Origin of the sequence: Streptococcus sp. F0442 (assembly GCF_000314795.2) — a bacterium.
GTDB lineage: Bacteria > Bacillota > Bacilli > Lactobacillales > Streptococcaceae > Streptococcus.
The window spans coordinates 459,419-471,718 of the sequence record NZ_KB373314.1; the positions used below are offsets into that span (position 1 = coordinate 459,419).

Here is a 12,300-nt window from a genome sequence, read left to right on the forward strand (position 1 = left end):
AATCTCAATCTAACTCACTAGTTAGAGCTTTTCTAAGGTAATCAAAAAGGAACCCGGAGGTTCCTTTTGTGTTATTTTCGATACATCTTGACCTGAAGGTAAAGATCATTATAGATTCCGAGCCATTTTTTTCCAAGTTGTTGATAGACTTCCAAATGGTCCAGTGTTTCATCACTTGGATAGAAGGCCTGGTCATTTTGGATTTCTTTTGGCAACATGGCTTTGGCTTTTTTATTTGGCGTTGAGTAGCCGACATAAAGAGCATTTTTCAAAGCATTTTTAGGACGAAGCATGAAGTTAATAAAGGCATATGCTGCTTCTTTATTTTTAACGGTTTTTGGAATGACAATGTTATCAAACCAAAGGTTGCTGGCTTCCGTTGGGACGACATAGCGAAGATCCTCATTGGCATCCAACATTTGGCTGGCTTCCCCTGAGAAAGTCACCCCAATAGCTGCATTGTTTTGGATCATATAGCCTTTCATCTCATCTGCCACCAAAGCTTTGATATTTGGCGTCAAGGTGTAGAGTTTATCCACCGCCTCTTGCAATTTCTTTGGATCCTTTTCGTTGAGACTATAGCCCAAGGTATTGAGACCAATTCCCATTACCTCACGCGCCCCATCGTACATCATAATGTCATTTCTGTACTCTTCACGCCAGAGATCTGACCAGTGTTCTGGTGCTTCTTTGACCATCTTGGTATTGTAGATAATCCCCAAGGTTCCCCAGAAATAAGGAACGGAATATTGGTTGCCCGGATCAAACGATTGGTTCAGGAGTTTTGGATCAATGTTTTCCATCCCTTTGATCTTGGATTGATCCAATTTTTCAACCAGATGCTCATCCATCATCTTAGCAATCATGTATTCACTAGGAATCGCAATATCGTAGGTCGTGCCCCCCTGTTTGATCTTGGTGTACATGGCTTCATTGGAATCAAAGGTATCATACTGCACCTGAATCCCTGTCTCTTTGGTGAATTCCTGGAGCAATTCAGGATCAATATAATCTCCCCAGTTATAGATGACCAGCTTGTCACTATTCTTGGTATTCATGCTCGCTTCGATCTGGTGACTAATTCCCCAGAGGACCAGAATGACAAGGACAATCCCAGTTAGGAATGAATAAAGTTTTTTCATGCTGCTTCCTCCTTCTCACGGGTAATAAAGTAATAACCGATGACCAAGAGCACACTAAAGAGAAAGACAAGGGCGGACAAGGCATTGATACTGAGGGAAATCCCTTGACGCGCACGTGAGTAGATCTCTACAGACAAGGTTGTAAAACCATTTCCGGTTACAAAGAAGGTCACGGCAAAGTCATCAAGAGAATAGGTAAAGGCCATAAAGTAGCCGGCGATAATAGCTGGTGTCAGATAGGGCAACATGATCTCTTTGAGCATTTGCACTTGGGTAGCTCCCAAGTCATAGGCTGCATTGACCATATCCCGGTTCATTTCCTTGAGACGTGGCAAAACCATCAAGACCACAATAGGAATCGAGAAAGCCACGTGACTAGCCAGAACAGAAAGGAAACCTAGCTGGTACTTCACCGTCGTAAAGAGAATCAAGAAGCTGGCCCCGATCATAACGTCTGGCGCTACCATAAGAATGTTGTTGATGGAAAGCAATGGTCCTTCTAACTTCTTCTTTGATTGGTATATATAGATGGCTCCAAAGGTTCCGATCACCGTCGCAATCAAGGCTGACAAGAAGGCCAACAGGAAAGTCTCTGATAAGATCAGCATCAGGCGACTATCTGCGAACAACTCATTGAAATGCTCAAGTGTGAAGCCTGTGAAGGCATTCATATCTCCCCCTTCATTGAAAGCATAAAAGATCAAATAAAAGATCGGAAGATAGAGGATCAGAAAGACGAAACCTAGATAGAAATGAGATACTTTTTTCATCGTTCTCTCCTTTCTCTCGTTGCCCACATGGTAAAGAGCATGGCAAGGATCAGAACAACTCCGATGGTAGAACCCATTCCCCAGTTTTGTGTTGTCAGGAAGTGCTGTTCAATCGCAGTCCCTAAGGTAATGACGCGGTTTCCACCGATCATCCGTGTCAACATGAAGAGACTCAGACTAGGAATAAAGACAGACTGCACACCTGAGCGGACACCATTCATGGACAAGGGGAAGACCACACGACGGAAGGTATCCCAACGATTGGCACCCAAATCATAGCTGGCATTGATCAAGTTTGGATCTAAGTCATCTAAGACGTTAAAGATCGGCAAGATCATAAAAGGCAACTCGATGTAGCTAGCTACAAAGATAAAGGAGAAATCGGTAAAGAGGATCTGCTGGGGAGCGACTCCGAGAAAGCTTAAAAAGCTATTGATGGAGCCGTTTTGGCCAAAGATTCCGATAAAGGCATATGCCTTGAGCAAGAGATTGACCCAGGTCGGCAAGACGATCAACATCAACCACAACTGCCGGTGTTTGAGAAGCGTCAAAAAGTAAGCAGTTGGGTAGGAGATCAAGAGCGTCACCAAGGTGACAATTCCGGCATAAAGGACCGAATTAAAGCTCATCTTTAAATAAGTCAGATTTTGCGAAGTAAAGAACTCTTTGTAGTTTTCAAGTGAAAACTGCCCTTCAACGTTGAAAAACGATTGAAAGATGATCATGACTACAGGAGCCAAGACAAAGAGAAAAATCCACAAGAAATAGGGGAGGATAAATAGATTAGAGGTTGTTTTCTTCATCTCTTTCCTCCTCAATGGCATTAATCAAACCAGCTTCTTGCTCTTCCACTTCAACGTACTCTTCGATCCGCGCATCGAATTCTTCTTCGGTTTCATTGAGACGCATAACGTGGATATCTTCTGGTTCAAAGTCTAGCCCAATGACTTCTCCCACGATAGCCTTACGGGTTGAGTGAATCATCCACTCATTTCCCAAATCATCATAGGCGATGATCTCGTAATGCACACCACGGAAGAGCTGGGTGTCCACCTTCACTTGGAGCTTGCCTTCTTCAGGAAGAGTGATTTGCAAGTCTTCAGGACGAATGACGACTTCGACTGGTTCGTTTGGACGCATTCCCCCATCGACGGCTTCAAAACGTTTGCCATTGAATTCAACCAAGTAGTCCTCGATCATGCGACCTGAAAGGATATTGGACTCCCCGATAAAGGTGGCTACAAAGTGGTTGATCGGTTCATCATAGATATCAACTGGTGTCCCAGATTGGACGATCTCCCCTTCATTCATGACAAAAATCCAGTCACTCATGGCAAGGGCTTCTTCTTGGTCGTGGGTAACAAAGACAAAGGTAATGCCCAAGCGTTGTTGCAATTCTCGCAACTCATACTGCATGTCTGTTCGAAGTTTCAAGTCAAGTGCAGACAAAGGCTCATCTAAAAGGACCACTCGTGGTTCATTGATAATAGCCCGTGCAATAGCTACCCGCTGGCGTTGCCCACCAGAAAGTTTCTGGATGGAACGTTTATCAAAGCCTCCCAATTGCACCATCTTGAGGACTTCTGTTACTCGTCTCTCGATTTCAGCCTTGTCTACCTTCTTCAAACGAAGGGGAAAAGCCACATTTTCAAAGACCGTCATATGAGGAAACAGAGCATAGGACTGAAAGACTGTGTGGACATCCCGCTTGTTGGTTGGGACATCATTGATCCGCTCCCCATCAAGGTAGACATCTCCAGCGCTAGCATCCAAAAGACCGGCAATGATATTAAGGATGGTCGATTTCCCTGATCCAGATGCACCGAGCAGGGTATAGAACTTCCCTTCTTCCAATTCAAAATTGATATCCTTTAGGACAACGGTTCCGCTATCTTCAAAGACCTTTGAAACATTTTTAAACTCAATAATTGGTTTTTTCAATTCACATAAATTCCTTCTTTACTGCGATTACCAAACTGCTTTTCAAACGAAAACGCAGCGGCTGACAGGAAAACCTGTCAGGCCACCAATACCTCTCGGGGACTTACTAGACTGCCCCACCTATTTACGGTATCGATAGGCACTCACCCCCTCTCCAACAGATGCTATCGATGTTTACACTATCAATTGTTCTTCAATACTAACGTTCTTAGGCTTGGCCGATAATGCGAACTTCTGGTTCTAAACGGACACCTGAATGAGCCTCGACTGCTTCAATGACATAAGCGATCAAATCTTCATAGTCCTTAGCTGTTCCATTGTCCACATTGACCATAAAGCCAGCATGCTTTTCAGAGACTTCAACACCACCGATTCGATAGCCTTTTAGTCCTGCTTCACTAATCAACTGACCAGCGAAATGGCCTACTGGACGCTTAAAGACCGATCCACAAGAAGGGTATTCAAGAGGTTGCTTGAGCTGACGAAGATGGGTCAAACGCTCCATCTCCTGTTTGATTTGCTCATGATTACCTGGAGACAAAGCAAATTTGGCAGAGATGACGACAGCACCTGTCTCTTGAATCTTTGAGTGACGATAGCCAAAAGCCAACTCTTTCGCCGACAAGGTTTCAATTTCCCCTTCCTTGGTCAAGACCTTACAAGATACCAGAACATGAGCAATCTCTCCCCCATAAGCTCCAGCATTCATAAAAACAGCCCCACCGACACTTCCTGGGATACCACTTGCAAACTCAAATCCCTTTAAACTATGGTACAGGGCTACATGAGTCGTTTCGATGAGTTTTGCACCTGCTTCTGCTTCGATCACATAGCCATCTACACTAATGTCCCTCAAGCGATCAAACATAATAACAAAACCAGGAATGCCCCCATCTCGGACAATAATATTAGAAGAATTCCCCAGGACCATCCATGGAATATTCTCCTGGTTCGCAAAGCGTACAATGCGTTTTAATTCGTATTGATTGCGAGGAAAGGCCAGAAATTCAGCATTTCCCCCAACCTTTGTATAGGTATAATGTTTTAATGGTTCTTGAAAACGGATATCAATCCCTTCAAGAATTTGGTTCATTTTTTCGATCATCTTTCAATATGTTCTCTCTCTATAAAATACAAACTATTATACCAAATTTTTGACTTTTTTTCGACCCCCAATAAAGAAAGAGGCTGGTAAATTCACCAGCCTCTTCAAGCCAATTTAAAAAGTATTGGACGCACTCACTACTAGGAAATAGCAAAAGCTGGACACGGCCTGCCCAGCTTTTTTCTTTTCTAATAAATTAGGCAATTTTACGTGCGATGGCACGATTCTTTTTCCCTTCCAGAGCTGATTGAACTGAAATCCAAGCACCACCAAGAGTGAAGACAGCTAACAAGCCTAGATTCAAATAAAAGTTATCTGGGACGTCCCCTTGGAATGTCGCTTCATTGAGAAGCGTCCAGGTCATATCAAATGGCAAATCCAGTTCACTCATAAGCGCCAAAGTATAATCTAATTGGTTGACCAAAAAGACCGTCAAGACCATTAAAATTGCTGAAACTACCACACCTTTTTTAGTCAATTTTTTACCAAGAATCTCATAACCCTTGATGGTACAAAAACCGAGGGCTGCACCTGCCAAAACAGATACATAGCCGAGACGCGCTACTAAGAGGGCAACTGCTCCACCGATGATCACACCGATTACGGCCCCAACTATCCCCAAAAGGAAGTTTTCTTTCCGATCGTCGTATGCTTGAACCGTATCTTGAACCTCTGCATGGTAGTCCTGGAAGGTAGCATCATCGATTAAATAGATGGTATCACCGATTTGATACAGACCAATTGGTTCTTCCTCACCCGTTGCCGCATTGACTTGCACGAATTGGTGGTTGAGCAAGAAATCGACAATATCTTGGATGGCTGTCCACAAGGTTTCGACAGCCTTCCCTTTGGTCATCCCACCTTTGACGACGACAGTTGTTAGATAATCATTGAAGGAAATCGCATGAATGGCTTTTGATTGTGTTTTTAAGTCATCCCAGATGTCTTTTCCCTCTTCGATCAAATCTCCCTCTGATCCTTGCTTAGCACTGAATGAAATGTTAAAAACATTTTTGGTTTCCGTTCCTTCAATGACTAATAAAAATCCCTCGCGCTCTCCATACATGACACGCGCTTCACTATCAAACTGCAGACCAAGATCTGTAGCAATATTATGTAAATATTCTGGTTTCATTTTTCCCCCTACATGATTGGGAAAGCTTGAGCATTTCCCCATACAGTTCCTTATTCTACCATAGGATCAAGAAAAAGGACATATACAAATGTATACATCCTTTTTTCAATTGTGTTACATTTAGTCTTATTTCTCGACACGAACGCCAAATGTGTCGATTTTAAGTTGGAAAATCTGACCATCTAGCCCAAGTGCTGTGAGAGCTGCTACAAAGGATGCGGTATACTCCGGTGCCAAAAGGTTCATGATCGTTGGCCCTGCACCAGAAAGGTAAGTGGCATAAGCATCGTGTTGATGCGCAACTTCTTTCACCTGAGGGAACTCTGCAACCAACTGTTGGCGGTAGCGTTCATGGAAGCGATCCGCTTCGATAGCTTTTCCTGCGACTCTCAAGTCTCCCTTAGCAAGGGCAGCAATGGCCACGTTTGCAATTGAACTAGCTGCCACAGCTTCCTTATACGTCCACTCACTAGGAAGGACATTTCGGCTATCACTGGTCTTAAGTTCGTAATTGGGAACAAAGGCTACCAAGTCACACTCAGGGAATGGAAGGACCAAATGATTGGTCTGCTGATCCACATAGCTAGCTACGACCAGATTTCCAAAAATAGCTGGGGCTACGTTATCAGGATGACCTTCGATTTTTGTCGCAATTTCTAGTTTATCTTCATCACTTAGAGCTAGCTTACCCAGTTGATTGGCCAACTCAATCCCCGCTACGATAACAGAGCTAGAAGAACCAAGTCCACGCGCCAAAGGAACTTCACTGGTCATCTTGAGACGATGAGGAGGCAAATCGGCTGCGACTTTGAGAGCCGTTTGAAGCAAGAGATTCTCTTCATCGCTTGGAATCTCCTCTCCTAAATCGTGTTCAATCCACCAGTTTTCTTGCGCTTCTAACACATCAATGGTCAAATACTTAGAAACAGCGATACCAACAGAATCAAATCCGGGCCCTACATTGGCACTGGTTGCTGGAACAATAATCTTCATGCTTATTCTCCCAAGACCTTAAAGGTATTCAAGAGTTCGAAATTCGGCTCTGAATCCAGTTTTTCAACCAAGTTCTTGAATTGTGTCTGGTTGACTTGGTGGGTAATGATGACCACACTTGCATAGTGACCATCTGTGTCTTCTTGAAGGATTTGTTTGAAGGAAGCTCCTTCTGCATTAAAGATCTCCGCGAGACGCAAGATTTGACCAGTCGCATCTGGTGCCTTAATTGAGAAGTAATAATTGTTCTTCACATCTTCAGGCTTAGCCAATTGAAGAGGACGACTGTATTCATTGAAGGCTTTACCGATCGTTCCTTCTTTTAGACGACGGACAATACGAACGATATCGGCAACGACACTTGTCGCAGTTGGTTTTTGGCCAGCACCAGGTCCATAGTACATAGACTCACCAATCCCGATGGATTCCACATAGACCGCATTCATGACATCGTTCACACCAGCAAGTGGGTGTTGTTTTGGAAGGAAGGTTGGCGTCACCTCTGCTGCAATCCCTGAATGCGTTTCAACGATCGAGCCGACCAGTTTGATCACATAACCAAGGCTTTGAGCAACAGAGACATCTTGAGGAGTGATCTGGCTGATCCCTTTGTGACCTACTTGGTCAAATTGGATGTTCATCCCAAAGGCAAATTGACTCAAAATCACCATCTTGTAGGCAGCATCGATCCCTTCGACGTCATTGGTTGGGTCACTTTCAGCGTAACCAAGGCGTTGCGCTTCTGCTAAAGCATCTTCATAAGTCCAGCCTTCTTCCACCATTTTGGTCATCATGAAGTTAGATGTTCCATTGACCACACCGAGCACTTTGGTCACCTTGTCAGAAGCCAAGGAATTCACCAAAGTTCGAAGGATTGGGATCCCACCCGCTACGGCCGCTTCATAATAAAGAGCTACTTGATGTTTTTGAGCAACCTCTAACAATTCACTTCCATGAACAGCTAGAAGGTCTTTGTTAGCAGAAACGACATGCTTACCTGCTTCAAGAGCACGGGTGATAAAGGTCTTCGCTGGCTCAATCCGGCCCATCAATTCAACCACGATGACAATCTCTTTATCTTCAATGATCTCATCGACATTGGTCACAAAGTTATAGTCATGACCAGCAGCTTGCAAGCTTTGCTTTTCCGCATCATCGCGAACCAATACCTTAGCAATCTCGATTTCATCTTGAGCTGCCTGGGTAATTTTTTCATGGTTTTCTTTTAATAAAAATGGTACGCCACTAGCAACAGTACCAAATCCTAGTAAGGCAATCTTAACAGACATCCTATGGGTCTCCTTGAATTTTCTATAATAGGTCCATTATAACAAAAACTTGGGCTTTTGACAGCCAATTGCCTTAAAAAGTCTGAATTCTCATGACAGAATCTGCCTGTAGTAAGTTCTGGAAAAAAACATAGAATTTGTGGTACAATAAAGAAAACAATGAAAGCGGTGACACCATGAGTAAACGAAGAGTCCCTAAAAAAATCAAAATCCTCCTTGGGATCAATGCCCTTCTTTTGGTCTCTATCTTTATTTGTAGCTTTCTTCTGATCAAGCGCATCACTCAGCCGAGTGACAGAAATACAAGTAACACTGCCATGACGCGCTCACTAGATGAACAAAGCTCCTCTATCGAGTGGACCCGAGTAAAAAAGCCGGTCAAACTGCCCATCCTCATGTACCACTCTGTACATAATATGGCTGAGTCCGAAGCTGCCAATGCCAATCTGATAGTTGATCCAGAAACCTTTGAAAGCCAACTGAAGGCCCTGAAAAAAGCGGGTTACTACACACTGACCCCTGAGGAGGCCTATCGGATCCTCGCAAAGAACGAAGTTCCAAAAGGAAAGAAATATGTCTGGTTGACCTTTGATGATGGCGTCGAGGATTTCTATACCATTGTCTTTCCACTTCTTAAGAAATACAAGATGACAGCCACCAACAATATCATCACGGACTTTACCCAACAGGAAAAAGAAAATGTCCTGACCTTTGACCAAATCAAAGAGATGAAACATGCTGGCTTAACCTTTGAAAGCCATACGGTCAATCATCCAGACCTAGCCAATTCCAGCCTTGAGACCCAAAAGAATGAGCTCGTCGCTTCTAAACGCCTGCTGGATAAGGTGCTGGATCAAAATACTAGCGTTATCGTCTACCCATCTGGTCGCTACAGCCAGGTCACAATCGACCAAGCCAAGAAAGCCGACTACAAACTAGGCCTCACCACTAAAAATGGACTCGCCAGCTCCGCTGATGGCCTCTATTCCCTCAAACGAGTTCGGATCCTTCCAACCACTACAGGAGAGGATCTCCTAGCCATGATCCAAGAATAAAGAAAGACCCCTGTCTGAGATCATTTCAGACAGGGGGTTTTTGTTACTTCCTTATAAACAATTCCTTTTTAAACCGTCGGTTTATAAACTATAATAGGATTCAAAAATTCCTAAAAAAGCTTCATCATTGATTAGCTATCGTCTTTGACTTTCTTGTATAAATGATTAAAACAATTGCAAATGACAACAACTGCCACAGAAGAATTCTTACTATCTGCAAACTATCCCCTTCAGAATTTGAGACAACATGAACCAGATTTGAAGCTAGATTGTTGAAAAGATGGTCTCCTAATCCTAGCCACAAGGAACCTGTCATTTTGTAGAGTAAGGACCATTTGATGCTCATCATTCCCGATAGGATGACATAACCAATTCCCATAACAATAAGATTTGTGAGGGAAGATTCTCCTTGAAGATAATCTCTGAACGGCATTGCCAAGTGCCATATTCCAAATAGGAAGGCTATAAAGAATAGACTCTTACGGTAAGAAATCCCTTCAAGAATTTTGGTGAAAAGGCCACGAAAAACTCCTTCTTCCATCCACACGTTTATCAGGTTAAATAAGACACTTAACAAGATAAACAAGATGCCTGCTTGTGTTCCTTTTTCATCAGTCAAAGAGAAACCACTCGCATAAAATGATAAGTGAACATTGCCATGAAGAAACAAGAGAACAATACACTCAACTGTATATGCAAAGATGGAGCACACTAAACCAAAGATCAGGCCATTTCCTATACCACTTATAATTCCGTTTCGTGTAAAACCAATATCTATCCATCATAATTTGCTAATTGAAAGAATTCCCCACAATAAAAGTATTCCAAATAGCTTGTGTAGAAAATTCTCCGATAAAAAAGTTTCATCTGTCCTTATATAGAAGTATTCGAATAGCCTTGCTGCTGAGCAGATAACAAATATCATTGAACAACTTAAAATAGGGCTTTTTAATAGTCTATTTAGCATATCTTCCTTTCAAATAAGTCTTTTATAAAAGTTAATTTCAATATTTTACTCAGTCCAATTATCTATTTTTCAGATTTCGAGAGAACGAACGACCCTATTTTTTTGATAACTGCTACTACGACTAAAACCATCGCATACAATAAAAACGGCGGAATTAAAAGAAGTGCGAGTTTCCAGCCTTTGAAAAAAGCAAGCCCTTTTGTGGATTTAGCAGATTTAGATGGTTTCACTTCTATCAGCTTCATTCGCAATAGTTTCACAGTGACTTCTTCTTGTCTTTCATCAAGTGAAACACTCTTTTCTCCCGAGTTTTCACTATCTAGATAGGCCTGAGCCATTCGGACCAGATACAATCCCTCATCTTCTTTCGCAATGGTACGAAATAGCTCCATTGCCTTATTTCTATTCCCTTTGAGGTACTCATTGACTGCCTTCAGATACATAGATTCCAATTGTGAGAACTTGTTGTTTGTCACTTCCTTTAGAACGGCATCATTGGGCTCTTTTTTGACCAGTAGATCATAGCGAGCTCTGTATGCCATCTTGAGTGGTTCAACATCTGCTAAATAGTCAGAGAGCAATTCCTCGAACTCATCTTCCTTCAAATCAGGTCTAGAAAATAGGTACGCATTTAATAAAATTTCGTTTAATTTTACTTGTTCAGCATCTGTAAACTTTTGATTCTTTTTGAGTTCGTCTACAACCGCTTCAATGGATCCAAAGTCACCAATCCTATAGAAATAGAAAATAGTGGCAACCTGTACACGCGCTTTAATAGTTTTGATACTCTTTCTTTTTTGGTTCAGAATATAGCTTGCCATCAAGTCAAGATTTATTCCCTTATAGATAAGACTATTCAACTTTTTGATTAAAAGAGTATCTTTAATGATAACTAGAATCAGCTCCATCAGTAAGTAAATCAAAAAACAAATGGTCGCGATCCTTTTACTTTGGGTCACTTGCACGATATATAAAAATGGTAGAGCTAGAATAAGCAGAATGACTATCGCTGGAATATTGTAACGTCTTCTTAGTTCTTTATAATCTTTCACCATAAATCTCCTTAGTTAGTAGCTTGTTGTGATTTAGCATTTGTTTACTCTGTCTTAAAATAAATCACTTAAAAGTCCAACTTAATGGTTTAACTTTACAAGTTAACTCTTACCATGATACCGAAATTTTGCGACTGGGGCAACTTCCTCACTAGTTGGAAATAGTTGCAAGAAAAAACCACCTCTCGGTGGTTCTTACTTCTTCTTTTGTGGAAAGAGGGGGAGCCCTAGAGTCGCGATCTTCTCAGCGGGGATCTTCATGCCATCCTTGATCCACTTGGAGATGACAGAGACGATGGCGGAGCTCCAGAAAGAATTGAGGTAGCTGCCAGCGCCATTTGAGGAGCTGCCATTTCGTTTTTCTAGAAAATCATAGACTGCCTTGGTCAAGAGTCGCTCAAAATTATAATCAATGGCTAGGCTAATGATTTTGGCTTCTTTCTTGACTTCCTTAAAGAGGTAGACCCAGACCTGGTAGAGGTCTGTCTTAAGGTTGTAGCCATCTAAAGACTTGGTAATCTTTGCGATACTAGATTGAAAGATGGACTCTAGAATCTCTTCTTTTGATCCATAATTGCGGTAAAAGGCCGCGCGAGAGACACCTGCACGCTGAACCAGCTCAGAGATGGTGATCTTTTTCAGATCTTTTTTCTCCAACAATTGCAGGAGAGAGATTTCGATGGATTCTCGTGTAATCGCATTGTTTTCTTGGTTAAATCGTTTGAGATTTTCCAAGGATTTCTCAGATATTTTTCTTTCTGCCATAACATTTACTTTCTATCTGTCTCACCTGATGATATCTGCTTGGATAGCATTGTACTTCATGATATAATTGTAAAAGAAGACATACT

12 protein-coding genes are annotated in these 12,300 nt (G+C 42.2%); 1 reads left to right on the plus strand and 11 read right to left on the minus strand.

Features of this window, described 5'->3' with window-relative positions; genetic code table 11:
• Positions 1-71: 71 nt before the first annotated feature.
• The 8 genes from HMPREF9186_RS02425 to HMPREF9186_RS02460 form a co-directional block, all read right to left on the minus strand.
• Entirely contained in the window at positions 72-1,142 is a 1,071-nt protein-coding gene (locus tag HMPREF9186_RS02425) for an ABC transporter substrate-binding protein (RefSeq protein WP_009731235.1), read from the minus strand.
• Entirely contained in the window at positions 1,139-1,912 is a 774-nt protein-coding gene (locus tag HMPREF9186_RS02430; protein ID WP_009731236.1) for an ABC transporter permease, read from the minus strand. The genes HMPREF9186_RS02425 and HMPREF9186_RS02430 overlap by 4 nt, the downstream gene beginning before the upstream one ends.
• Complete coding sequence (locus tag HMPREF9186_RS02435; protein WP_009731237.1) at positions 1,909-2,715, minus strand: ABC transporter permease; 807 nt, start codon at positions 2,713-2,715, stop codon at positions 1,909-1,911. The genes HMPREF9186_RS02430 and HMPREF9186_RS02435 overlap by 4 nt, the downstream gene beginning before the upstream one ends.
• Positions 2,696-3,853, minus strand: coding sequence for an ABC transporter ATP-binding protein (locus HMPREF9186_RS02440; RefSeq protein ID WP_009731238.1), 1,158 nt, complete (start codon positions 3,851-3,853; stop codon positions 2,696-2,698). Before HMPREF9186_RS02440 ends, HMPREF9186_RS02435 begins: the two co-directional genes overlap by 20 nt.
• Before the next feature lie 208 nt (positions 3,854-4,061).
• Entirely contained in the window at positions 4,062-4,958 is an 897-nt protein-coding gene (gene murB, locus HMPREF9186_RS02445) for a UDP-N-acetylmuramate dehydrogenase (protein ID WP_009731239.1), read from the minus strand.
• Positions 4,959-5,154: 196 nt separating this feature from the next.
• Positions 5,155-6,093 (minus strand): hypothetical protein, encoded by a 939-nt coding sequence (locus HMPREF9186_RS02450; protein WP_232198424.1) that lies wholly within the window; start codon positions 6,091-6,093, stop codon positions 5,155-5,157.
• A 126-nt stretch (positions 6,094-6,219) separates the two neighbouring features.
• The gene (thrB, locus tag HMPREF9186_RS02455) at positions 6,220-7,086 is read right to left on the minus strand and encodes a homoserine kinase (protein WP_009731241.1); all 867 of its coding nucleotides are present in this window, start codon (positions 7,084-7,086) and stop codon (positions 6,220-6,222) included.
• A gap of 2 nt (positions 7,087-7,088) precedes the next feature.
• The gene (locus HMPREF9186_RS02460) at positions 7,089-8,375 is read right to left on the minus strand and encodes a homoserine dehydrogenase (RefSeq protein ID WP_009731242.1); all 1,287 of its coding nucleotides are present in this window, start codon (positions 8,373-8,375) and stop codon (positions 7,089-7,091) included.
• Positions 8,376-8,551: 176 nt separating this feature from the next.
• Between HMPREF9186_RS02460 and HMPREF9186_RS02465 the strand changes: the two genes are divergently transcribed.
• The gene (locus HMPREF9186_RS02465; RefSeq protein WP_009731243.1) at positions 8,552-9,430 is read left to right on the plus strand and encodes a polysaccharide deacetylase family protein; all 879 of its coding nucleotides are present in this window, start codon (positions 8,552-8,554) and stop codon (positions 9,428-9,430) included.
• 124 nt (positions 9,431-9,554) lie between these two features.
• On the opposite strand, the gene HMPREF9186_RS11610 is transcribed toward HMPREF9186_RS02465, so the two are convergent.
• The 3 genes from HMPREF9186_RS11610 to HMPREF9186_RS02480 all read right to left on the minus strand — a co-directional run bounded on the left by HMPREF9186_RS11610 (position 9,555) and on the right by HMPREF9186_RS02480 (position 12,214).
• On the minus strand, positions 9,555-10,049 hold the full coding sequence (locus HMPREF9186_RS11610) for a CPBP family intramembrane glutamic endopeptidase (protein ID WP_232198425.1): 495 nt from the start codon (positions 10,047-10,049) through the stop codon (positions 9,555-9,557).
• Between the two features lie 410 nt (positions 10,050-10,459).
• Positions 10,460-11,452 (minus strand): hypothetical protein, encoded by a 993-nt coding sequence (locus tag HMPREF9186_RS02475; protein ID WP_009731244.1) that lies wholly within the window; start codon positions 11,450-11,452, stop codon positions 10,460-10,462.
• A gap of 192 nt (positions 11,453-11,644) precedes the next feature.
• Positions 11,645-12,214 carry a TetR/AcrR family transcriptional regulator gene (locus HMPREF9186_RS02480; protein ID WP_037599347.1) on the minus strand — a complete coding sequence of 190 codons (570 nt, stop codon included), beginning with the start codon at positions 12,212-12,214 and terminating at the stop codon, positions 11,645-11,647.
• Positions 12,215-12,300 lie beyond the last annotated feature (86 nt).